Genomic DNA, 24,152 nt, shown 5'->3' with positions numbered 1-24,152 from the left:
GGAGATCAAGGGCCTGATCGATGATTCGGTCGGCAAGGTCGCCGAAGGCTCCAGCCTGGTGCACCAGGCCGGCAGCACCATGGGCGAGATCGTCGCCTCGGTGCAGCGCGTGACCGACATCATGGCCGAGATCTCCGCCGCCTCGCAGGAACAGTCGGCCGGCATCGAGCAGGTCAACCAGACCGTGGTGCAGATGGACGAGACCACCCAGCAGAATGCTGCACTGGTGGAAGAAGCCACCGCCGCCGCACGTGCGATGGAAGACCAGGCCGCGCAGCTGGCCGACGCCGTGGCGATCTTCCGCCTCGACAACCAGGTCTCGGCCGCGGTGAAGGCTGTCGCCGAACGCGTGGAACCGGCGCGCATCACCACCGTGGCACGTCCGCAGCCGACCAGCACGCCCACGCCGGTACGTCGCAGCAGCAACGCCAGCACCTTCGCCGCCAGCGACAGCGACTGGCAGGAATTCTGAGACCCACCCGCGGCGGCTTCGGCCGCCGCCTCTGCCGATGGACACGTCCCCCGTGCAAAGTCCTACTCCCATCGTCACCGGCCCGCGCGAGTTCGAGTTCGCCGACCGTGATTTCCGCCGCGTCTGCGACCTGATCTACCAGCGCGTGGGCATCGCCCTCGCACCGGCCAAGCGCGACATGGTCTATGGCCGCCTGTCGCGCCGCCTGCGCACGCTGGGCATGCGCAGCTTCCAGCAGTACCTGGACCATCTTGAGCAGGAAGACGGTGACGAGTGGCAGGCCTTCACCAACGCACTGACCACCAACCTGACCTCGTTCTTCCGCGAGCCGCACCACTTCGACAAGCTGCGCGAAGAGCTGCAGCAGCGTTCCAGCCGTTCGCCGCTGCTGCTGTGGTCGTGCGCGGCGTCCACCGGTGAGGAACCCTATTCGATGGCGATCACCGCCTGCGAAGCCTTCGGTACGCTGAAGCCGCCGGTGCGCATCGTCGCTACCGACGTCGATACCCAGGTACTGGCCACCGCCGGCCGCGGCGTCTACAACATTGACCGTGTCGCCAATCTCGACCCGGACCTGCGCCGCCGCTACTTCCAGCGTGGCAGCGGTCCCAACGAGGGCCAGTGCCGCGTGCTGCCGGCGCTGCGCGAGCTGATCGAGTTCCGTCCACTGAACCTGCTCGCCCCGCGCTACGACGTCGGCGGCCCGTTCGACGCGCTGTTCTGCCGCAATGTGATGATCTACTTCGACAAGCCGACCCAGCGCGCCATCCTCGGCCGCCTGGTGCAGCACCTGGCCGACGATGGCCTGCTCTACACCGGACACTCGGAGAACTACCTGCACGCCGCCGACCTGATCCAGCCCTGCGGGCGCACCCTGTACCGCCGCGCGGTAAAGGCCGGCGCATGAACGCCTCACTGCGTACCGACGACGTGATGCGCTACCAGGATGCGCGCTTCCAGACCCTTGCCGCCAAGCTGCTGCCCACCCAGTACCTGGTGGTCGATGACACCACCGCGCTGACCACCACCCTGGGTTCGTGCGTGGCCGCCTGCCTGCGCGACCCGGTGCTGAAGATCGGCGGCATGAACCACTTCCTGCTGCCGGAGGGCAACGCTGGCGACGGCGCGCCCGCGCGTTACGGCAGCTATGCGATGGAACTGCTGATCAACGACATGCTCAAGCGCGGCGCGCACCGCAAGCGCATCGAGGCCAAGGTGTTCGGCGGCGCCAACGTACTGAAGGGCTTCACCAGCAATCCGGTCGGTACCCGTAACGCCGAGTTCGTGCGCCAGTACCTGCAGGCCGAGCATATTCCGATCATCGCCGAGGACCTGTGCGGCATCCATCCGCGCAAGATCTGGTTCTTCGCCGACACCGGCCGCGTGGTGGTGCAGCGCCTGCCGCATGCCCACGAAGCCGAAGTGGCTGCCACCGAATCGGCAGTGCGTGCGCGCCTGTCCAAGGCCCCGGTCACCGGTGGCGTGGAGTTGTTCGAATGACCCTGACCGGCAACGCCCCCTGCCGGGTCCTGATCGTCGACGACTCCGCCGTCGTGCGCCAGATGCTCACGGAAATCCTGTCCAGCGATCCGGCCATCGACGTGGTCGGCACCGCTGCCGACCCGCTGCTGGCGCGCGAGAAGATCAAGCGTCTGGCCCCGGACGTGATCACGCTGGACGTGGAAATGCCACGCATGGACGGCCTCGCCTTCCTGGAAAACCTGATGCGGCTGCACCCACTGCCTGTGGTGATGATTTCCTCGTTGACCGAGCGCGGCGCCGATACCACGCTGCAGGCACTGGCACTGGGCGCCGTGGACTTCGTCTCCAAGCCCAAGCTGGACGTCGCACGCGGCCTGCAGGGCTACGCCGACGAGATCATCGCCAAGGTGAAGATGGCGGCGCGCTCGCGGGTGCGCCCGCTGGTGCGTGCTGCCGCTCCGAAACTCCTGCTGGAAGCAGCTCCTGCAATGCGCCCGGCTGCACCGCAGTTCCGCACCACCGACCGCCTGATCGCGATTGGTTCTTCGGCCGGCGGCACCGAGGCGCTGCGCGTGGTGCTGGAAGGCATGCCGGCCGATGCGCCTGCCGTGGTGATGACCCAGCACCTGCCTGCCAGCTTCAGCAGCGCCTTCGCCGAACGCCTGGACCGGCATTCCGCGATGGCCGTGCGTGAGGCCAGCGACGGCGAGGCAGTGCTGCCTGGCCATGCCTACCTGCCACCGGGCGGCAAGCACCTGCGGATCATCCGCGACGGTGCGCGCTGGCGCTGCCGCGTCGATGATGGCCCTGCGGTGAACCGTCACAAGCCCGCGGTGGACGTGCTGTTCCGTTCGGTCGCGCAGAGCGCGGGCGGCAACGCCATCGGCGCCATCCTCACCGGCATGGGTGACGATGGCGCGCGCGGCCTGCTGGAAATGCGCCAGGCCGGCGCGCCGACGCTGGTCCAGGATGAAGCCACCAGCGTGGTCTGGGGCATGCCCGGCGCTGCCTTCAAACTGGGAGCGGCCGAAGAACAGGTGCCATTGGAACGGATCGCCGAACGACTGTTGGCGCTCGCCCGCGGCTGATCGTCCGCGGCATCGCACCGCCTGATTTCCTCTTTCAGATGCCGGCCCCGGAAGGGCCGGCACGGCTGTCGTGTTTTCCAAGGAGTTTGACCATGGCCCTGCGTCTCTTCCGTTACCAACCGTCACTGCTGGCGGCCGCTCTGCTGGCTCCGCTGGCAGCTACCGCTGCCGGCGTGCCGGCACCGCCGCAGGCCACCCCGGGCCTTCCCGCCGCCCCCGTCGCGAAGGGCACCGCCTGGACCGATCGCGTCCACATCCAGAGTGGTCCGGATACCGCATCGAAGCGCCTCCACGCACCCGACGTGGCGTTGCGCATCGTCACCCCCGATGACAGCGAGTCGCTCACGCCAAAGGGCCTCGCACTGCTCTTCAGCGGCAATGAGCCGGACTACTTCCGGCGCAACACCCTGCCCGGCAGCATCGTCGAGAGCCAGGCCAGCCCCGCCACCACGCTGATGCCCAACGTAGCCAGGGCGCTGGTGGGTGGCTACTTCAGCTATGCGCCTGACGCGCTGCCCAACCAGAGCAGCACCCTGCGTTTCAGTGCAGACACCTGGGCGCTGGTGCACCAGGGCAACACGCGGAAGGATCCCCTTTACCGCCTCAACCACGTCAGCACCATCGAGCAACGCCGTGCCGATGGCACCCTGGCTGAAATCATCAGATGCAGTGACAGCGACGACCGGGCGACCCTGGGCGAGTGGCAGGCCAATGACTACGCCAGGCTCAAGATTGCCGCCCAGGTGATCACGATGAAGTGCACCGAGCAGCTCATCAAGCGAATTCCGGCGATGTACCCTCGCCCGCTTGCTGCTGAAGATCTCACGGCCTACGCAGGCGGTGCCGTGCCGCCGGCACGGGTGCGCATCTATGCCAGCCTGGGGCGGACCACCACCCTGTACACCGACGCCGCCTGCCGCGAGGACTACCGCGACAGGATCGACGTCAAGTACAACAACGCCGGTGACAAGGGCGTGCTCGGCATCCCCGCCACGGAAACCCTGCGCAGCAAGGAGAACGAGCGGTTCTCCATGCTCAGCTACCAGGAGTACGAAGTCGCCGGCGGCAAGCCGCTGATCGTCGAAGCGCGCTTCGACGCATCAAGCCGCATGTACTGCGACGGGCAGTTGTCGGGTCAGTTCGTGGCCAGGCCCGGACAGGACTACGAAGTGGAAATGGAAGTGGCCGACAAGATGTGCCGCCTGCATCTGCGCCAGGTACACGCCGATGGCAGCACGACGCCACAGGTCGCACGCAAGACCCCCAGCACCTGTGAGGGCACGCGTGCGCCGGTGCGCATTGAACCGCGGCAGGACATGCAGGTCCTGCTGTTCAGCCCAGGCCAGCTGCAGATCCAGGATGCCCGTCAGGGCAGCGCACCGGAACGGTTGACCGACGACGCGGGCAGCACCGAGGCACTGCGGAAGATGCTGCAGCAGGCCAGCAGCAATCCCGGCACACGCCTGTGCGTGGTGGTACCGGCTACCGATTACAGCAGCGCCCTTCACGATGCCGTGCGCGAACGCGTACTGGACGCACCGCAGGTATTGCCCAGCCTGTGGGAAGAGGCGGCCACGGTGAACAGTCGCCGCAGTGCCGCCGCCGATGCTCCGGTCGACATCGCCGCTGCGATCGCCCATTGCAATGCGTTCCCGATCAGGGAGTTCGCGCCGCGCTGAGCAATCGCTCCCCTACCTTCGGCCTTCGCCGGGCATCAACCACCAGAGCGCGCACAGCGCCTCATTTTCGTTTCCCCAAGGAGTACTACCGTGGCATTACGCCCAACCTGCCTCACCGCCGCGATCGCGGCCACCCTGCTGCTGGCGCCGTCGGCCTACGCCAACGACGAAGCACCCACACCCACGCCTGCCGTGGATTCCGCGGTCACCAGCGGATCAACGCTCGATCCAGCAACGGATGCGGCGACCGCGCCAGACGCGGCGCACGCCCCCACCGCGGCCGATCCGGCCATCGGGAATGTCACAGCCGCCGTGGCACCTCCTGTCGACTACAGCAGCCTGCAGCACATCAAGGTCACCTCCGGACTGGGTGCAGGCCCCAACGGCAATCGCGTGGGCGATCACGTGCTGCGCCTGGTGATGCGTGCCGACACCGCTGCCGTCACCGCGGCCAAGGTCGGCCTGTCTGCTCTGGCGTTCGTCACTGGCGTGGGTGACATCGGCACCAGCAACAGCTTCAGCAAGAACAACGTCCGTGGCGAGGACATCAACTCTGTGCCCAGCCCGGCCTTCGGCGCATTGCCCGGCATGATCCGCGAGCAGCTGGCACTCTATTTCGCGGCCCATCCCGGCGCCATTCCCAGCGACGAGCGCACCGTGGAAGCCAGCGCCGGCCAGTGGTCGCTGGTGTACCAGAAGCTCAGCGATGCAGAGACCCCCTACGAGCTGCGCCACGATGTAACCATCGGCTTCCCGGTGGTGCGCAAGCTGTTCCGCAGCGCCAGTGGCGGCCAGGGCGTGCACTGCCGGGACGAAGCACGGGTTGCCCCGCTGCAGGAATGGCAGGCAGACGACTATGCGAAGGCCAAGGCGGCGTCGCGTGAGTTCGCCGAGGCCTGCATCGCGCGTTTCGTGGCTGAGCTGCCCCGCCTGTTCCCCGACCATGGCGCTCTGCCGCAGCCTGCGGTGGAAGCCGAGCTTCCGGCGGAAACGCCGGCCGTGACCGAGGAAGCGGCGGCCGTTACCCAGGCCTGAACCTGGGTACGCCCCCAAACGAAGAACCCCCGGCTCTCACCGGGGGTTCTTCGTTTCAACGGCGTGCCGGCCAGCGGCCGGCACTACCGCATCAGGCAGCGACCGTGTTGGCCACGTCCTGGTATTCCTCGATCTGGTCGAAGTTCATGTAGCGGTAGATCTCCGCACCATTGGCGTTGATTACGCCGATGTCCGCCATGTACTCCTCCTTGGTCGGGATGCGGCCCAGACGCGAGCAGATCGCGGCCAGTTCGGCCGAACCCAGGTACACGTTGGTGTTGCGGCCCAGGCGGTTCGGGAAGTTGCGGGTCGAGGTCGACATCGCGGTGGAGCCTTCGCGGATCTGCGCCTGGTTGCCCATGCACAGCGAGCAGCCCGGCATTTCCATGCGGGCGCCGGTGGCGCCGAAGGTGCCGTACACGCCTTCCTTGGTCAGCTCCGAAGCATCCATCTTGGTCGGCGGGGCCACCCACAGGCGGGTCGGCAGGTCACGCTTGCCTTCCAGCAGCTTGGCAGCGGCACGGAAGTGACCGATGTTGGTCATGCACGAACCGATGAACACTTCGTCGATCTTGGCGCCAGCGACTTCGGACAGGGTCTTCACGTCGTCCGGATCGTTCGGGCAGGCCACGATCGGCTCGTGGATGTCGGCCAGGTCGATCTCGATGACGGCGGCGTACTCGGCGTCGGCATCCGGCTCCAGCAGCTGCGGGTTGGCCAGCCACGCCTCCATCTTCTCGATGCGACGCTGCAGCGAACGCGGATCCTGGTAGCCCTCGGCAATCATCCACTTCAGCAGCGTGATGTTGCTGGTCAGGTACTCGATGATCGGTTCCTTGTTCAGGCGCACCGAGCAACCGGCCGCCGAACGCTCGGCCGAGGCGTCGGACAGTTCGAACGCCTGTTCGACCTTCAACTCCGGCAGGCCTTCGATTTCCAGGATGCGGCCGGAGAAGATGTTCTTCTTGCCAGCCTTGGCCACGGTCAGCAGGCCCGACTTGATCGCGTACAGCGGGATCGCGTTGACCAGGTCACGCAGGGTCACGCCCGGCTGCATCTTGCCCTTGAAGCGCACCAGCACCGACTCCGGCATGTCCAGCGGCATCACGCCGGTGGCCGCAGCGAAGGCGACCAGGCCCGAACCGGCCGGGAACGAAATGCCCACCGGGAAGCGGGTGTGCGAGTCACCACCGGTACCCACGGTGTCCGGCAGCAGCATGCGGTTGAGCCAGCTGTGGATCACGCCGTCGCCCGGGCGCAGCGAAACGCCGCCACGGGTGGAGATGAACTCCGGCAGGGTGTGGTGGGTCTTCACGTCCACCGGCTTCGGGTAGGCGGCGGTGTGGCAGAACGACTGCATCACCAGATCGGCCGAGAAGCCCAGGCAGGCCAGGTCCTTCAGCTCGTCACGGGTCATCGGGCCGGTGGTGTCCTGCGAGCCGACCGAGGTCATCTTCGGTTCGCAGTAGGTGCCCGGGCGCATGCCCTGGCCTTCCGGCAGGCCACAGGCGCGGCCGACCATCTTCTGTGCCAGCGAGAAGCCCTTGCCGGTGTCGGCCGGCTGCACCGGCAGGCGGAACAGGTTGGTCGGGGCCAGGCCCAGCGCTTCGCGCGCCTTGCCGGTCAGGCCACGGCCGATGATCAGCGGAATGCGGCCACCGGCACGCACTTCGTCGAACAGCACTTCGGACTTGACCTGGAACTCGGCGATCACTTCACCGTTCTTCAGCGCCTTGCCTTCGTACGGACGCAGCTCGACCACATCGCCGTGCTCCATCTTCGACACGTCCAGCTCGATCGGCAGTGCGCCGGCATCTTCCATGGTGTTGTAGAAGATCGGGGCGATCTTCGAACCCAGGCAGACGCCACCGGCGCGCTTGTTCGGGATGAACGGAATGTCATCACCGGTCCACCACAGCACGCTGTTGGTGGCCGACTTGCGCGAGGAGCCGGTACCGACCACGTCGCCGACATAGGCAACCAGGTGGCCCTTGTCCTTCAGGTCGAGGATCTGCTGGATCGGGCCGCGCTTGCCGTCTTCTTCCGGGGTGAACGGCGCGTCGTCGCGCTTGTTCTTCAGCATCGCCAGGGCGTGCATCGGGATGTCCGGGCGGGTGGTCGCATCCGGTGCCGGCGACAGGTCGTCGGTGTTGGTCTCGCCAGGCACCTTGAACACGGTGACCGTCAGGCTCTGCGGCACTTCCGGGTTGCTGGTGAACCACTCGGCATCGGCCCAGCTCTGCAGCACGGCCTGGGCGTTGGCGTTGCCGGCCTTGGCCTTTTCCTGCACGTCGTGGAACGCGTCGAACACCAGCAGGGTCTTCTTCAGGCCGTTGGCGGCAATGGTGCCGACGCTGGTGTCGTCAAGCAGCTGCACCAGCGGCGCAACGTTGTAACCGCCGAGCATGGTGCCCAGCAGTTCGGTGGCGCGCTCGCGGCTGATCAGCGGGTTCTGCTCGCTGCCCAGCGCGATCGCGGCCAGGTACGAGGCCTTGACCTTGGCTGCGTCATCGACGCCGGCCGGCACGCGGTGGGTCAGCAGGTCGAGCAGGAACTCGGCCTCGCCCTGCGGCGGGTTCTTCAGCAGTTCGATGACATCGGCCGTCTGCTGCGCGCTCAGCGGCAGCGGCGGGATGCCAAGCGCAGCGCGCTCGGCGACGTGGTGGCGGTAGGCTTCCAACATGACAACTCCCGGGTAATGCGTAGGTTGAAATAACAAAGTGGGCTCAGGCTTGCGGCACGATCAGCTTCAGGCCCTTGAAGTAGTCGCGGTAAAACGTGTCGTTCCAGGTGATCAGGCCGTCGCACTGCAGCAGTGCGTGGGCGCCGACCATGAATTCGTCCAGGCTGCGGCGGCTGCCGCCGCGCTGGCGATGACGGCGGTGCATCTCGCCGGCGCGCAGTGCCGACTTGGCTTCCATCGGGTTGAAATGCACGCCCATCTCTTCCAGCGCTTCGAGCACTTCGGCACCGCCGCGCAGCGAAGCGCAGACTTCGGCCAACGTCGCGCCACAGACCACCACGCGGCCGCCGACCAGGCTCTGCCGCAGGATGGCTTCCACGGCATCGGCCTGCGGACCATTGCTGAGCAGCTCGACCAGCACCGGTGAATCGACGGCAATCATCACGGCTTACTCCTCGTCACGCACCGCGCGCACCGCCGCGTCGGACGATTCGAAGCCGTCCAGCGCGAACTTGCCGCGCGCCCGTGAAATGGCATCGTCAACACTCTTGCGCAGGATGATGCGGCTGCCGTCCAGCTCGACCTTCAGCAGCGTGCCCTTGGTCAGGCCGAGGGCATCACGCACCGCCTTGGGCAGGGTGATCTGTCCGCGTTCAGCAACGGTGGCTTCCATGGGGGTACGCCTCAAAAAGTATGCATGAATTATACATACTCGCAGTATCTGGAACAAACCCGGCCAATCCGTGACCGCGATCCTGCGCTGGTCGCATCCGGGGGTTAGACTGGCTCCGCAGCGACCTGCTGCGGCCCCGGGTGGACGCACCGCGTGCCGCCCGCACCTACCCGCCATAAAAGGATGTTCCATGCGCGCCTTGACCCTTGCCCTGATGCTGGCTGCCCCGCTGGCCCTTTCGACGACGGCAGCCCACGCCAATCCGTTCGGCGCCTACACCACCGGCGTCGAGATCACCCAACAGCAGATGGACACCCTGGAAGTCGGCAAGACCAGCCAGGACCAGGTCCGTGAGAAGTTCGGCGCACCCGGCCGCCGCGAACAGCTGGGCGACACGCAGGTCTGGTACTACGACTACGTGAAGATCAAGACCTTCGGCAAGAACATCCAGGAAGCGACCGTCCTGGAATTCAACAAGCAGGGTGTGCTGACGGCCAAGTCCAAGAGCAACGCTGTTGGCAAGACCGGCAATCCGCTGCTGGATGCCGCCAACGGCAAGTAAGTCCTGCTCGACACGCACTTCCGGACGGGGCGCCCATGGGCGTCCCGTCTGCGTTCTGGCCAGCGGGCGACGACCGGACGCGCTGACACGAAGGCTACACACACCGCTGTAACCTTGCGTTCCAAGCCAGCCGGGTCATTGCCGGGCGCTGGATCGCCGATACTGGGCAGGATCCGGGGCCGGAATGCCACCGGCGACCGCAAGCAGGCCCCTGCACGCACGGGCCAGAGCAAGCCATCCGCAAGAAGGAGTTACCCCGCATGAGCGATTCGTTCTCCACCCGCAGCCAGCTGAACGTCGGCGGCAAGACCTACGACTACTTCAGCCTGCCCACGCTGGGCCAGCGCTTCGATATCTCCCACCTGCCCTACTCGATGAAGATCCTGCTGGAGAACCTGCTCCGGCACGAGGACGGCGGCATCACCGTCGGCAAGGACCACATCGAAGCCGTGGCCCGCTGGAATCCGGCGGCCGAACCGGATACCGAGATCGCCTTCATGCCGGCGCGCGTGGTCCTGCAGGACTTCACCGGCGTGCCCTGCGTGGTCGACCTGGCCGCGATGCGCGATGCGGTGGTCAAGCTCGGCGGCTCGCCGGAGCAGATCAACCCGCAGATTCCTTCCGAGCTGGTCATCGACCACTCGGTGCAGGTCGATGTGTTCGGCAAGCCGGACGCACTGGACCTCAACGGCAAGATCGAATTCCAGCGCAACCAGGAACGCTACGGCTTCCTGCGCTGGGGCCAGAAGGCCTTCGACAACTTCAAGGTGGTGCCGCCGAACACCGGCATCGTCCACCAGGTGAACCTGGAGAACCTCGCCCGCGTGGTGATGACCGCGGAGAAGGATGGCAAGGCCGTGGCCTACCCCGATACCGTGTTCGGTACCGACAGCCACACCACGATGATCAACGGCATCGGCGTGCTGGGCTGGGGCGTTGGCGGCATCGAAGCGGAGGCCGCCATGCTCGGCCAGCCATCGTCGATGCTGATCCCGCAGGTGGTCGGCTTCAAGCTGACCGGCAAGCTGCCCGAGGGTGCCACCGCCACCGACCTGGTGCTTACCGTCACCCAGATGCTGCGCAAGCTGGGCGTCGTCGGCAAGTTCGTCGAGTTCTACGGTGACGGCCTGCAGCACCTGCCGCTGGCCGACCGCGCCACCATCGGCAACATGGCCCCGGAATACGGCGCCACCTGTGGCATCTTCCCGATCGACGCCGAGTCGCTGAACTACCTGCGCCTGTCCGGCCGCAGCGAAGAGCAGATCAACCTGGTCGAGGCCTACGCCAAGGCGCAGGGCCTGTGGCACGAGCCGGGCAGCCCGCACGCCCAGTACAGCACCACGCTGGAACTGGACATGGGCACGGTGAAGCCGTCGCTGGCCGGCCCGAAGCGCCCGCAGGACCGCGTGCTTCTGGAAGACGTGCAGAAGAACTACCGTGAAGCCCTGGTCGGCATGACCGCCAACCGTGACAAGCGCAGCGACGACGTCTCCTCGTTCGTCAACGAAGGCGGCGGCGCCGCGGTCGGCAACGAGCAGCTGGCCAAGGGCTTCGCCGACATCGAGATCGAAGGCCGCAAGGTCCGCCTGAAGGACGGCGCGGTGGTCATCGCTGCCATCACTTCGTGTACCAATACCTCCAACCCGGCGGTGATGATCGGCGCCGGCCTGCTGGCCCGCAATGCGGCCGCCAAGGGCCTGAACCGCCAGCCGTGGGTGAAGACCTCGCTCGGGCCGGGCTCGCGTGTCGTCACCGACTACCTGGAAAAGGCCGGTGTGCTGAAGGAGCTGGAAAAGATCGGCTTCTACGTGGTCGGCTACGGCTGCACCACCTGCATCGGCAACTCCGGCCCGCTGCCGACCGAAGTCAGCGCCGGCATCGCCACCGGCGACCTGGTGGTCACCTCGGTGCTGTCGGGCAATCGCAACTTCGAGGGCCGCGTGCACCCCGAAGTGAAGATGAACTACCTGGCCAGCCCGCCGCTGGTGGTGGCCTACGCCATCGCCGGCACCACCGACATCGACCTGACCACCCAGCCGCTGGGTACCGGCAGCGATGGCCAGCCGGTGTTCCTGCGCGACATCTGGCCGAGCAACAAGGAAATCGGCGACGTCATCGCCGCCACCATCGGGCCGGAGATGTTCAAGCAGAACTACGCCGACGTGTTCAAGGGTGATACCCGCTGGAACACCATCGCCTCGCCGGACGGCAACCTGTACGCGTGGAGCGATGCCTCCACCTACATCAAGAACCCGCCCTACTTCGATGGCATGACCATGCAGACCGGCAGCATCAACGACGTGCACGGCGCGCGCGTGATGGGCCTGTTCGGCGATTCGATCACCACCGACCACATCTCCCCGGCCGGCAACATCAAGAAGGACTCGCCGGCAGGCCGCTTCCTGCAGGAGCGCGGCGTGCAGCCGGCCGACTTCAACAGCTACGGCAGCCGCCGCGGCAACGATGACGTGATGGTCCGCGGCACCTTCGCCAACATCCGCATCAAGAACCTGATGTTCGGTGGCGAGGAAGGCGGCAACACCCTGTACTACCCGGCCGGTGGCGGCCAGCCGGAAAAGCTGGCGATCTACGATGCGGCCATGAAGTACAAGGCCGACAAGGTGCCGCTGGTGGTGCTGGCCGGCAAGGAATACGGTACCGGTTCGTCGCGTGACTGGGCTGCCAAGGGCACCCTGCTGCTGGGGGTGAAGGCAGTCATCGCCGAAAGCTTCGAGCGCATCCACCGCTCCAACCTGGTCGGCATGGGCGTGCTGCCGCTGCAGTTCCGCAACGGCGAGAACGCGCAGAGCCTGGGCCTGGACGGCTCGGAAGTGATCGACATCACCGGCCTGCAGGACGGTGCCAGCAAGCGCGCCACGGTCACCGCGACCAAGGCCGATGGCACGAAGAAGACCTTCGAGGTGTCGGTGATGCTGCTGACCCCGAAGGAAGTCGAGTACTTCCGTCATGGTGGCCTGCTGCAGTACGTGCTGCGCCAGTTGGCCAGCAAGTAACGTTCCGCTCTCGGTAGAGTCGACTGCTAGTCGACCACCCAACAAAAGGGCCGGATCCTCGCGGATCCGGCCCTTCCTGTTTCTCTGCAGACAGGCATGGCCTGGCTCTACCGCATCTCCGGCGGCACCGGGATGGGCGCCAGGTGCGCGCTCAGCGGCGCGGCGCGTCCGGGTCGGTGCGCAGCGCCTTCAGCAGGCCCCACATATAGAACGCCAGGGTGAACGAGAACGGCAGGCCGCACAGCACCACCGCCGTCTGCATTGCGCTGAAATTGCCGGCCAGCAGCAGCCCGACGCTGGCTACGGTGATGCCGACGGCCCAGAACACGCGCAGCCAGATCGGCGCGTCATGGCCATCTTCCACGCCATCGTCAACGCGACGGGTACACAGGTTGGCGATCATCAGCGTGCCCGAATCGACCGGGGTCAGGAACAGCACGAAGCCGATCACCACCGCGGCACCGGCCACGTACGGCGCGGCGGGCAGGTATTCCAGCAGCTTGAACAGCGTCATCGCCGCATCGTGCTGGGCCACGTCACCCAGGATCGCCTGGCCATGGTTGAGCACCAGGTCGATGGCGGTGTTGCCGAAGATCGACAGCCACGCCAGGGTGAAGCCGAGCGGGATCAGCAGCACGCCCATGATCACTTCACGGATGGTGCGGCCACGCGAGATGCGTGCCACGAAAAGGCCGACGAACGGCGCCCAGGCGATCCACCAGGCCCAGTAGAACAGCGTCCACGAGCCCATCCACTCACGGCCCTTCGGGTCGTTGAGGTACATGTCGAAACTCTTGCGCACGAACGCACCGAGGTAATCGCCGGTGTTCTGGATCAGGCCATCGAACAGGTGCAGGGTCGGGCCGGTGACCAGCACGAACAGCAGCAGGCCGCACAGCAGACGCACGTTGAGGTTGGACAACCAGGCAATGCCCTTCTCCACACCGGCGACCACGCCGATGGTGGCCACCACCATCATCACCAGCACGATCGCCACCAGCACCTGCGGCGTATCCGGGATGTGGAACAGGTAGACCAGGCCGGACTGCACCACCAGCGCGCCGATGCCGAGGTTGGTGACCATCGAGATCAGCGTGGCGAGGATGCCGAAGCCATCGACCATGTCGCCGATGCGACCATGGATGCGCTCACCGAAGATCGGGTACAGCGCCGAGCGCAGCGCCAGCGGCAGGTCACGGCGGTAGGCGAAATAGCCCAGTGCCACGCCGACCAGCGCATACAGCGCCCAGCCGTGCAGGCCCCAGTGCAGGAAGGTCAGCACCATCGCCTCGCGGCCGGCGGCCACGGTGCCGCCGGGTTGCCCGGGCGGATGCAGGAAGTGGTCCAGCGGCTCGTAGGCGCCGTAGTACAGCAGCGCGATGCCGATGCCGGCCGAGAACAGCATCGAGACCCAGGCGACGTAGCCGAAGGCAGGTGATTCCTCGTTGTGGCCCAGGCGGATGCGGCCATACGGCGAGAACGCCAGCCACAGCACGAAGCCCAGGCACAGCACGATCAGCAGCATGTACCACCAGCCGAACGCGGCCGACACCTCGGCCTGCGCCCACTGCAGCCAGTGCTCGCTGCCTTCGGGATAGAGAACGGTGAGCAGCCCGAGGATGCCGATCGACACCGAGGAGCTGAAGAAGACAAAACGGTTCAAGCGCAGGGGAGAACGCTTGGGATGAGCCAGGGAAGACATGGGGTCGTCTCATCAAGTCCGAGGGAGCACATGGGCGGGGCCGGACCGGTAAACCGGGCCCATGGCGTGGGGCGCGAGCGCATCCTAGGGTTTATTGATTGAACGTTCAATCAATAAAAAGCATAATGGCGGGCAGCCCGATCCTTCGGGTCGCAATCCGTGGAGAGACAATGCCGAAGAAAGGCGTGGAACCGGTACGGCGCGAACAGCTGATCCGGGCCACTTTCCAGACCATCGACGAGATCGGCATGGCCGATGCGACCGTCGCCACCATCGCGAAGAAGGCAGGGCTGTCCAGCGGCATCGTCGCCCACTACTTCGGCGACAAGGACGGCCTGCTCAATGCTGCAATGCGGCAGATCCTGCGCGAGCTGAAGGACGCGGTCGCCCGCTACCGCGCCGACGCCAGCGACGACCCGCGCGAGCAGCTGCGCGCCATCGTCGACGGCAACTTCGACGACAGCCAGATCAACGGCACCGCGATGCGTGTCTGGCTCACCTTCTGGGCCGCGAGCATGCACCAGCCGGAACTGGCCCGGCTGCAGCGCGCCAACGACCAGCGCCTGTTCTCCAACCTGTGCCACCAGTTCAACCGCCTGCTGCCCCACCCGCAGGCCCGCCTGGCCGCCCGCGGGCTGGCCGCGATGATCGATGGCCTGTGGCTGCGCGGCAGCCTGGTCGGCGGCCAGTTCAACGCCGAGAAGTCCCGGCGCATCGCTTACGGCTACATCGACTTCCAGTTGCAGGCTGTCGCGCTATAGGCGCTCCAGCACCCGCCCCCTTCCAAGGAGTACGCCCCATGACCACCCTGCCCGTCCAACAGCTCTACATCCACGGCCAGCGCGTCGATGCCACCAGCGGCAAGACCTTCAAGACCGTCAATCCGGCCACCGGTGAGGTGATCGCCGAAGTGCAGGTTGCCAGCCAGGCCGACGTCGAGCGTGCCGTGCAGAGCGCGTCCGAAGGCCAGAAGGTGTGGGCCGCGATGACCGCGATGGAACGCTCGCGCATCCTGCGCCGCGCCGTCGAGATCCTGCGTGAGCGCAACGACGAGCTGGCCCACCTGGAAACCCTGGACACCGGCAAGGCGCTGGCCGAAACCACCACCGTGGACATCGTCACCGGCGCCGACGTGGTCGAGTACTACGCCGGCCTGGCCACCGCCATCGAAGGCATCCAGCTGCCGCTGCGCGAATCGAGCTTCTTCTACACCCGCCGCGAGCCGCTGGGCGTGGTCGCCGGCATCGGCGCCTGGAACTACCCGATCCAGATCGCCATGTGGAAGTCGGCCCCGGCCCTGGCCGCCGGCAACGCGATGGTGTTCAAGCCTTCGGAAGTGACCCCGCTGACCGCGATCCGGCTGGCCGAGATCTACACCGAAGCCGGCGTGCCGGCTGGCGTGTTCAACGTCGTGCAGGGCCCGGGCCGCGAGATCGGCCAGTGGCTGACCGAGCACCCGGTGATCGAGAAGATTTCCTTCACCGGTGGCGTCGCCACCGGCAAGAAGGTCATGGCCAGCGCCGCGTCCTCCTCGCTGAAGGAAGTGACCATGGAGCTGGGCGGCAAGTCGCCGCTGGTGATCTGCGATGACGCCGACCTGGACCGCGCCGCCGACATCGCGGTGATGGCCAACTTCTTCAGCTCCGGCCAGGTCTGCACCAACGGCACCCGCGTATTCGTGCCGCGCAGCATGCTCGCCGCGTTCGAGGCCGCCGTTGTCGAGCGCGTCAAGCGCATCCGCATCGGCGACCCGATGGCCGCCGAAACCAACTTCGGCCCGCTGACCAGCTTCCCGCACATGGAAAACGTGCTGCGCTACATCGAAAGCGGCAAGGCCGAAGGCGCCCGCCTGCTGACCGGCGGTGGCCGTGCCACCGAAGGCGCGCTGGCCAATGGCGCCTACGTTCTGCCGACCGTGTTCTCCGACTGCCGCGATGACATGACCATCGTCAAGGAAGAGATCTTCGGGCCGGTCATGAGCATCCTCGCCTACGACGACGAAGACGAAGTGGTGCGTCGCGCCAACGACACCACCTTCGGTCTGGCCGCCGGCGTGGTCAGCAAGGACATCAGCCGCGCCCACCGCATCATCCACCGCCTGGAAGCCGGCATCTGCTGGATCAATACGTGGGGTGAGTCTCCGGCCGAAATGCCGGTCGGTGGCTACAAGGAATCCGGCGTCGGCCGCGAGAACGGCATCTCCACCCTCGGCCACTACACCCGCATCAAGTCGGTGCAGGTGGAACTGGGCGACTACGCCAGCGTGTTCTGACCGGCGCGCCCCGAGCGCGCACCCTCGTCCGGCCACCGCGCCGATCCGACATTCCGCCGGGACGCCTGCATGCAGCGCGCCCCGGCCTGCAGGAGACACCCATGAGCACCCACAACGAGTACGACTACATCATCATCGGCGCCGGTTCGGCCGGCAACGTGTTGGCTACCCGCCTCACCGAAGATGCCGATGTCAGCGTGCTGCTGCTGGAAGCCGGTGGCCCGGACTACCGGCTCGACTTCCGTACCCAGATGCCGGCGGCACTGGCCTTCCCGCTGCAGGGCAAGCGCTACAACTGGGCGTACAAGACCGATCCCGAGCCCTTCATGAACAACCGCCGCATGGACTGCGGCCGCGGCAAGGGGCTGGGCGGCTCGTCGCTGATCAACGGCATGTGCTACATCCGCGGCAACGCGATGGATTACGACAACTGGGCCAGCATGCCGGGCCTGGAAGACTGGACCTACCTGGACTGCCTGCCGTACTTCCGCAAGGCGGAAACCCGTGACATCGGCCCCAACGATTACCACGGTGGCGACGGCCCGCTGCGCGTGACCACGCCGAAGGCCGGTAACAACGAGCTGTTCGCTGCGATGGTCGAAGCCGGCGTGCAGGCCGGCTACCCGCGCACCGACGACCTCAACGGCTACCAGCAGGAAGGCTTCGGCCCGATGGACCGCACGGTGACCCCGAAGGGCCGTCGCTCCAGCACCGCCCGTGGTTACCTGGACCTGGCCAAGCCGCGCCCGAACCTGACCATCGTCACCCACGCGCTTACCGACCGCATCCTGTTCTCGGGCAAGCGTGCGGTGGGCGTGCAGTGGCTGCACAACGACCAGCCGCAGCGTGCCACCGCGCGCCGCGAAGTACTGCTGTGTGGCGGCGCCATCGCCTCGCCGCAGATCCTGCAGCGTTCGGGCGTCGGCCCGGCCGACCTGCTGCGCAGCCTGGACATCGACCTGGTGCACCACCTGCCGGGCGTCGGCGCCAACCTGCAGGACCACCTGGAGATGTACCTGCAGTACGAGTGCAAGAAGCCGGTCTCGCTGGCACCGGCACTGAAGCTGTACAACCAGCCGGCCATCGGCGCCGAGTGGCTGTTCCTGGGCACCGGCATCGGCGCCAGCAACCAGTTCGAGGCCGGCGGCTTCATCCGCAGCGACGCCGAATTCGACTGGCCGAACCTGCAGTACCACTTCCTGCCGGTGGCGATCAATTACAACGGCTCCAACCCGATCAAGGCGCACAGCTTCCAGATGCACGTCGGTTCGATGCGCTCGCCCAGCCGCGGCCGCATCCACGTGCGTTCGAAGGATCCGCGCGAACATCCGAGCATCCTCTTCAACTACATGTCGCATGAGCAGGACTGGCGCGAGTTCCGCGCGGCGATCCGCATCACCCGCGAGATCTTCGCGCAGCCGGCGCTGGCACCGTACAGCGGCCGCGAGATTTCCCCGGGCAGCGCGCTGCAGACCGATGCGCAGATCGATGCGTTCGTCCGCGAACATGCCGAGACCGCCTACCACCCGTCGTGCTCGAACAAGATGGGCCACGCCGATGACCCGATGGCGGTGGTCGACGGCCAGGGCCGCGTGCACGGGCTGGAAGGCCTGCGCATCGTCGATGCCTCGATCATGCCGCAGGTGGTGACCGGCAACCTCAACGCGCCGACCATCATGATGGCCGAGAAGCTGGCCGACGTGATCCGCGGCTGCACCCCGCTGGCCCGCAGCACCGCGCCGTACTACAAGGCCAACGGTGCACCGGTGCGCAAGCAGGACTGACGCAAGCGCCCCGCTTGGCGACACGGTCGTGCCGGCCGCTGGCCGGCATCCACCGGAATCCCGATCGAGCGCAGATGCCGGCCAGCGGCCGGCACGACCAAGCAAAGAGGCCCTTCGGGGCCTCTTCGCGTTTTCCCTACGGCGGGGTATGCTGCAATGAACGGCCATTGTCGCTACGCTCAGGGCCGGAACCTAATACATCACGATTCCTGGAGGGGGAATATGAGTCTGGATCGTCCCTGGCTGCAGAGCTATCCGAAAGGCGTTCCCGCCGAAATCGACATCAACGAGTTCCATTCGGTAGCTTCGGTCTTCGACGCTTCCGTCGCGAAATTCCGCGACCGTCCGGCCTACTCCAGCTTCGGCAAAGTGCTCACCTACGGTGAGACCGATGCGCTGGTCACCCAGTTCGCCGCCTACCTGCTGGGTGAGCTCAAGCTCAAGAAGGGTGACCGCGTCGCCCTGATGATGCCCAACTGCCTGCAGTACCCGGTGGCCACCTTCGGCGTGTTGCGCGCCGGACTGACCGTGGTCAACGTCAACCCGCTGTACACCGCGCGCGAACTCAAGCACCAGCTGGTCGACGCGGGCGTCAGTGCGCTGGTGGTGGTCGACAACTTCGGCGACACCGTCGAACAGGTCATCGCCGATACGCCGGTCAAGCACGTGGTCACCACCGGCCTGGGCGACCTGCTCGGCGCCAAGGGCGCGATCGTCAACTTCGTGCTGAAGTACGTCAAGAAGATGGTGCCCAACTACCACATCAAGGGCGCCGTCCGCTTCAGGCAGGCGCTCAAGCTGGGCAGCCGCCACGCGCTTCCGAAGGTCGAGATCGACCACGACGACATCGCTTTCCTGCAGTACACCGGCGGTACCACCGGCGTGGCCAAGGGCGCGATGCTGACCAACCGCAACCTGATTGCCAACATGCAGCAGGCGTCGGCGTGGCTGTCCACCTCGGGCATCGAGCCGGGCAAGGAAGTGATCATCACTGCCTTGCCGCTGTACCACATCTTCGCGTTGACCGCGAACGGCCTGGTCTTCATGAAGTTCGGTGGCTGCAACCACCTGATCACCAACCCGCGCGACATGAAGGGTTTCGTCAAGGAGCTCAAGGGCACCCGCTTCACCGCCATCACCGGCGTCAACACGCTGTTCAACGGCCTGCTCAACACGCCCGGCTTCGACGAGATCGACTTTTCTTCGGTCAAGTTCACCCTCGGCGGCGGCATGGCGGTACAACGTGCCGTGGCCGAACGCTGGAAGAAGGTTACCGGGGTGACCCTGGTCGAAGCCTATGGCCTGACCGAGACCTCGCCGGCGGCCTGCATCAACCCGCTCACCCTGCCCGAGTACAACGGCGCCATCGGGCTGCCGATCCCGTCCACCGATGCGTGCATCAAGGACGACAACGGCAACATCCTGGCGCTGGGCGAAGTGGGCGAGCTGTGCATCAAGGGCCCGCAGGTGATGAAGGGCTACTGGCAGCGCCCGGAGGAAACCGCCACCGCCATCGACGCCGACGGCTGGCTGCACACCGGCGACATGGCGAAGATGGACGAACAGGGCTTCTTCTACATCGTCGACCGCAAGAAGGACATGATCCTGGTGTCCGGCTTCAACGTGTACCCGAACGAGGTCGAGGACGTCATCGCGATGATGCCCGGCGTGTTGGAAGTGGCTGCGGTCGGTGTCCCGGACGAGAAGTCCGGCGAGGTCGTGAAGGTCGTGATCGTGAAGAAGGACCCGAACCTGACCGCGGAAATGGTCAAGGAACATGCCCGGGCCAACCTGACCGGTTACAAGCACCCCAGAATCGTAGAATTCCGAAAGGAGCTGCCGAAGACCAACGTCGGCAAGATTCTCCGTCGCGAGCTGCGTGATACGCCCGCCCAGTAAGGGTTTCCGGGCAACACGACAGTACAGGGGACCCCGCCGGAGACGGCGGGGTCTTTTTATTGCCGGAACATGGCCGGCCCGGCGCTTGCGGGCGGTTCACGACGGGTGCATAGAATCAGTCGCCGCCGCATGTTCAGCTCGCCCCCTCACTCCTCTCCGTCCGCTCTGCGGTTGGCCGGACGGTCACACGGAGAACTCCCATGTCTGCAGTACGCCCCATCATTACCCGTCCCTCGCAGCACCCTACCCTGCGTATCACCGAAGAACCCGAGCGGGATGTTTACTGGATCCATATGCACGCCAACCTGGTCAACCAGCCAGGCCGGCCGTGCTTCGCCTCGCGCCTGGTCGATGACATCGTCGACTACCAGCGCGAACTGGGCGATCGCCTCAGCGCCTCGCACGCTCTGTCACCCCATGTCGTACTTGCCTCGGACAGCGACGTGTTCAACCTAGGCGGCGATCTCGAACTGTTCTGCCGCCTGATCCGCGAGGGCGACCGCGCCCGCCTGCTCGACTATGCCCAGCGCTGCGTGCGCGGCGTGCATGCCTTCCATGCCGGCCTGGGCACCCGTGCCCACAGCATCGCCCTGGTCCAGGGAAACGCACTGGGGGGCGGCTTCGAGGCCGCACTGAGCTGCCACACCATCGTCGCCGAGGAAGGCGTGTTGATGGGCCTGCCGGAGGTGCTGTTCGACCTGTTCCCCGGCATGGGTGCCTACTCCTTCCTGTGCCAGCGGATCAGTCCGCGGCTGGCGGAGAAGATCATGCTGGAAGGCAACCTCTACACCGCCAGCCAGCTGAAGGAAATGGGCCTGGTCGACATCGTGGTGCCGGTGGGCGAAGGTGTTGCCGCAGTCGAACAGGTGATCAAGGAAAGCCGACGCATCCCGCACGCCTGGGCGGCGATGCGTGAGGTCAACGAGATCGCCACCATGGTGCCGCTGCATGAAATGATGCGGATCACCGAGATCTGGGTAGACACTGCGATGCAGCTCGGCGAGAAGTCCCTGCGCACCATGGATCGGCTGGTACGGGCGCAGGCCCGACGCAATGGCGACCCGGCCTGATCGTCTGGCGGGTCAGGACGGGCTGCGCTCGCTGTCGTCGCGGTGCGGTGCCCCCGCACTACGGGCAGCCAACGCATTCCTGCCGTTGCGCAGAGCGGTCGCCAGGTTGCTGAGGCGGGAGCTCCATTCACCCTTCAGCTGCCAGTCCGCCATGCGCATGATTTCGCCACTGGAGGCGGCAACCTGGACAAGCCCCAGGTTGCTTGCCACGCCGCGCAGCGCGTGGGCGTGCTCGCGGAAATCCTCCCAGGCCTGGCGCTCGCCGCAGCCTTGGAGCTGGCCCATGCTCGCGTCGACGTCCGCCAGGCACTGGTCGATGAACTTGCGTTCGAAGCCATCGCCCATGCCCAGCGACGCCAGCTCGTCCAGCACCGCGGTATCGAGCACGCCATCGCCGACCGGCAATGCAGGCACCGACTGGATGCCGGGCTCGGCGCGGGTGTTGGCGGCGACATCGGCCAGCACTTCCAGCAGGCGGGTGGCCACCACGGGCTTGGCAAGGAAGGCGCGGGCGCCGGCCTGCTCGCAACGCAGGATGGACTCGGGGGTGACGTCTGCGCTCAGCACCATGACCGGAACGTAAGGCATGCCGCTGGCCTGCATCACCCGCAACTGCTTGAGCAGATCCAGTCCGCTCATGCCGGGCATGTGCAGGTCGACGATCGCTGCGTCGTAACTGGCCTGCTCCAGCGCATCGAGCACTTCAGCGCCGCCGTTGACGCAGGTGACCTTGTGGCCGGCCTTCTCCAGCAGCCGCTGCAGCACCATGCGGTTGGCCTCGTGGTCGTCGGCGACCAGAACCCGCAGGCTCCGCACCCGTGCACGATGGCGCAGGAAGGGGTTGGAAAACGCGATGACATTGCCGGCTTCAGCCACCTCGGACGGAACCGCCGGGGCTGATGAGGTGTCTGCGACTTCCAGCGTGATCTCGACCCAGAACACGCTGCCGCGCGGGCTGTTCGGCGCATAGCCGACCTGCCCGCCCATCGACTCGACCAGGCCCTTGGCAATGGCGGTGCCCAGACCGGTGCCTTCATGGCGACGGGCCAGGCCGACATCGCCCTGCTCGAACGCATTGAACAGGCGTCCGCGCAACGCCACCGGCACGCCGATGCCGGTATCGACGATCTCGAATCGCAGGCGCATCCGCTCGCTGCCCAGCGCATCGGGGCTGGACACGCGCAGATGCACGTAGCCACTGTCGGTGAACTTGACCGCGTTGCCCATCAGGTTCAGCAGGATCTGCTGCAGATGCCCGGCATCCCCCAACAGGCGTGGCGGCACGTTGTCGTCCACCTGCACGCGATAATCCAGCGATTTGGAGCGGGTCTGCGGGGTCAGGATCAGGTTGATCGCCTGCAGCACGTCGGCCAGCGCGAACTCGTGCCACTCCACGCGCACCTTGCCGGCTTCGATCGCGGAGATGTCCAGCACCTCTTCCACCAGCGCCAGCAGACTGCGGGTCGAGGCCTGGATGGTGTTCAGGCACTCGCGCTGTTCGTCGTCCAGGCGGGTGGTGGCCAGCACTTCGGTCATGCCGGCCAGCCCGTTCAACGGCGTGCGGAACTCATGGCTCATGTTGGCCAGGAAGCGGCTCTTGGCTTCGTTGGCCTGGCGCGCCTCGGCCACCGCCCGGGTCAAGGCATGCAGCAGCGAATCGAAGTACAGCGGAATCGCACCCAGGCCCAGCAACAGGCCCCAGCCCAGATAATCGTGACCGCGCCAGTACGGCGACAGCATCACCGTGCACAGGAAGGCCAGGCAGCCCATGGCCGTGGCCACGCGCAGGTAGGTGCTGCCGTAGCGCATGCCGTTGCCGATCGTCACCCACAGCATCACCGCATACAGCGGTGCGGCCGGCTCGCCCTGGATGGTCATGATCCAGGCCATGCAGGTGTAATCGGTCAGCATGCCGATCACCCGGCGCACATGCGACACGCCCGGATTGACCAGGATCGCGGTCAGCAGGCCGGCGGAAATGGTCAGCTCGAAGGCGAGGATCAGCCACGTCGCCGTCAGCGCCTCACCGCCGCCGCTCAGCGAGCGCCAGCCGAGATAGCTGATGAACAGTGCCGTGATGATGATGCGGATCAGGTTCTGCGCGTGCTCGCTGTCCTCGCGCCCGGACAGGCGCTGCTTGAAGCGGGCCAACAGCGAGCGCTTGTCGGATCCAGCGGCGGGAATCGTATCCATGGTTGGATGTCGCATCCTTCGGCGCAGCAGGGAGGAGCAGCACAACGGTACTGCCAGCAACCCCAACCACAGGGAAATGGCCAGCCCCAGGTTGGCCTGCCAATAGGGAGTCAACAGCACGGTAGTGCCGAAACTGACCATCGCCAGCACGATGGCAGCGGTCAGGTAACGCGGCCCGAAACGCAGGCCGTTGCCCACCGTGACCCACATCACCACCGCATACACCCACGCCAGCGGCTCACCCATCTGGATCATGCCGATCGCGATCAGGCCGTAATCGGCCAGCATCCCGGCCACCCGCCGCGGGTCCGAGCGCTGCGGCTTCCACAGCAGCCAGCCAAACAACAGCAGCGACAGGCCCAGTCCGGTCAACGCCGTAGCCAGCGCGCCCTGGTACTGATCCAGCCGGTGCAGGCGGGCGCCGGACAACAGAACATAGACCAGGATCAGCGAGATCAGCACCACCCGCACGATCGCCTGGCCATGTTCCGAATCCGGACGCTGCGCCAGCCGACGCCTCACGCGTGCGAACAGGTCCTGCATG

18 protein-coding genes are annotated in these 24,152 nt (G+C 66.3%); 13 read left to right on the top strand and 5 right to left on the bottom strand.

Annotated features, from left to right (window positions below):
• From AC5P7E_RS15325 to AC5P7E_RS15300, 6 genes are all read left to right on the top strand, one after another.
• The coding region (locus AC5P7E_RS15325) for a methyl-accepting chemotaxis protein (RefSeq protein ID WP_495201458.1) at positions 1 to 472 on the top strand (472 nt) is incomplete at its 5' end.
• Positions 473 to 509: 37 nt separating this feature from the next.
• Positions 510 to 1,379, top strand: coding sequence for a CheR family methyltransferase (locus tag AC5P7E_RS15320; protein ID WP_329761719.1), 870 nt, complete (start codon positions 510 to 512; stop codon positions 1,377 to 1,379).
• Positions 1,376 to 1,972, top strand: coding sequence for a chemoreceptor glutamine deamidase CheD (gene cheD, locus AC5P7E_RS15315; RefSeq protein ID WP_005409511.1), 597 nt, complete (start codon positions 1,376 to 1,378; stop codon positions 1,970 to 1,972). Before AC5P7E_RS15320 ends, cheD begins: the two co-directional genes overlap by 4 nt.
• Positions 1,969 to 3,042: a protein-glutamate methylesterase/protein-glutamine glutaminase gene (locus AC5P7E_RS15310; RefSeq protein ID WP_005409510.1), complete on the top strand. Its 1,074-nt coding sequence runs from the start codon at positions 1,969 to 1,971 to the stop codon at positions 3,040 to 3,042. Before cheD ends, AC5P7E_RS15310 begins: the two co-directional genes overlap by 4 nt.
• A gap of 92 nt (positions 3,043 to 3,134) precedes the next feature.
• Positions 3,135 to 4,721 (top strand): hypothetical protein, encoded by a 1,587-nt coding sequence (locus AC5P7E_RS15305; RefSeq protein WP_005409509.1) that lies wholly within the window; start codon positions 3,135 to 3,137, stop codon positions 4,719 to 4,721.
• 90 nt (positions 4,722 to 4,811) lie between these two features.
• Positions 4,812 to 5,756 (top strand): hypothetical protein, encoded by a 945-nt coding sequence (locus AC5P7E_RS15300; RefSeq protein ID WP_005409508.1) that lies wholly within the window; start codon positions 4,812 to 4,814, stop codon positions 5,754 to 5,756.
• A 91-nt stretch (positions 5,757 to 5,847) separates the two neighbouring features.
• Here AC5P7E_RS15300 and acnB read toward each other — a convergent pair whose 3' ends face one another.
• From acnB to AC5P7E_RS15285, 3 genes are read right to left on the bottom strand one after another with little or no spacing between them, the layout of a single operon-like run.
• Positions 5,848 to 8,439, bottom strand: coding sequence for a bifunctional aconitate hydratase 2/2-methylisocitrate dehydratase (gene acnB / locus AC5P7E_RS15295; protein WP_005409507.1), 2,592 nt, complete (start codon positions 8,437 to 8,439; stop codon positions 5,848 to 5,850).
• Positions 8,440 to 8,482: 43 nt separating this feature from the next.
• Positions 8,483 to 8,881 carry a type II toxin-antitoxin system VapC family toxin gene (locus tag AC5P7E_RS15290; RefSeq protein WP_005409506.1) on the bottom strand — a complete coding sequence of 133 codons (399 nt, stop codon included), beginning with the start codon at positions 8,879 to 8,881 and terminating at the stop codon, positions 8,483 to 8,485.
• 6 nt (positions 8,882 to 8,887) lie between these two features.
• Complete coding sequence (locus AC5P7E_RS15285) at positions 8,888 to 9,112, bottom strand: AbrB/MazE/SpoVT family DNA-binding domain-containing protein (protein ID WP_005409505.1); 225 nt, start codon at positions 9,110 to 9,112, stop codon at positions 8,888 to 8,890.
• A gap of 190 nt (positions 9,113 to 9,302) precedes the next feature.
• On the opposite strand from AC5P7E_RS15285, the gene bamE reads away from it, so the two are divergent.
• Positions 9,303 to 9,674, top strand: coding sequence for an outer membrane protein assembly factor BamE domain-containing protein (bamE, locus tag AC5P7E_RS15280; RefSeq protein WP_005409504.1), 372 nt, complete (start codon positions 9,303 to 9,305; stop codon positions 9,672 to 9,674).
• A gap of 260 nt (positions 9,675 to 9,934) precedes the next feature.
• On the top strand, positions 9,935 to 12,688 hold the full coding sequence (acnA, locus tag AC5P7E_RS15275; protein WP_088431980.1) for an aconitate hydratase AcnA: 2,754 nt from the start codon (positions 9,935 to 9,937) through the stop codon (positions 12,686 to 12,688).
• Positions 12,689 to 12,839: 151 nt separating this feature from the next.
• Here acnA and AC5P7E_RS15270 read toward each other — a convergent pair whose 3' ends face one another.
• On the bottom strand, positions 12,840 to 14,390 hold the full coding sequence (locus AC5P7E_RS15270) for a BCCT family transporter (RefSeq protein ID WP_005409502.1): 1,551 nt from the start codon (positions 14,388 to 14,390) through the stop codon (positions 12,840 to 12,842).
• 170 nt (positions 14,391 to 14,560) lie between these two features.
• On the opposite strand from AC5P7E_RS15270, the gene betI reads away from it, so the two are divergent.
• From betI to rpfF, 5 genes are all read left to right on the top strand, one after another.
• Positions 14,561 to 15,151, top strand: coding sequence for a transcriptional regulator BetI (betI, locus tag AC5P7E_RS15265; RefSeq protein ID WP_005409501.1), 591 nt, complete (start codon positions 14,561 to 14,563; stop codon positions 15,149 to 15,151).
• A 38-nt stretch (positions 15,152 to 15,189) separates the two neighbouring features.
• Positions 15,190 to 16,662, top strand: a complete 1,473-nt coding sequence (gene betB, locus AC5P7E_RS15260; protein ID WP_005409500.1) for a betaine-aldehyde dehydrogenase — start codon at positions 15,190 to 15,192, stop codon at positions 16,660 to 16,662.
• Positions 16,663 to 16,763: 101 nt separating this feature from the next.
• Complete coding sequence (gene betA / locus AC5P7E_RS15255; RefSeq protein ID WP_114618771.1) at positions 16,764 to 18,446, top strand: choline dehydrogenase; 1,683 nt, start codon at positions 16,764 to 16,766, stop codon at positions 18,444 to 18,446.
• A 222-nt stretch (positions 18,447 to 18,668) separates the two neighbouring features.
• On the top strand, positions 18,669 to 20,345 hold the full coding sequence (locus AC5P7E_RS15250; RefSeq protein WP_076739006.1) for a long-chain fatty acid--CoA ligase: 1,677 nt from the start codon (positions 18,669 to 18,671) through the stop codon (positions 20,343 to 20,345).
• Between the two features lie 200 nt (positions 20,346 to 20,545).
• The gene (gene rpfF, locus AC5P7E_RS15245) at positions 20,546 to 21,415 is read left to right on the top strand and encodes a diffusible signal factor synthase RpfF (protein WP_012480080.1); all 870 of its coding nucleotides are present in this window, start codon (positions 20,546 to 20,548) and stop codon (positions 21,413 to 21,415) included.
• A 12-nt stretch (positions 21,416 to 21,427) separates the two neighbouring features.
• Here rpfF and AC5P7E_RS15240 read toward each other — a convergent pair whose 3' ends face one another.
• Positions 21,428 to 24,151, bottom strand: a complete 2,724-nt coding sequence (locus tag AC5P7E_RS15240) for a response regulator (protein WP_114618770.1) — start codon at positions 24,149 to 24,151, stop codon at positions 21,428 to 21,430.
• Between the last annotated feature and the right edge of the window lies 1 nt (position 24,152).

The organism is Stenotrophomonas sp. YJH_SMC_25 (assembly GCF_059369595.1).
The sequence above is the reverse complement of the archived record's forward strand: the minus strand, read 5'-3'. Positions and strand labels throughout refer to the sequence as shown.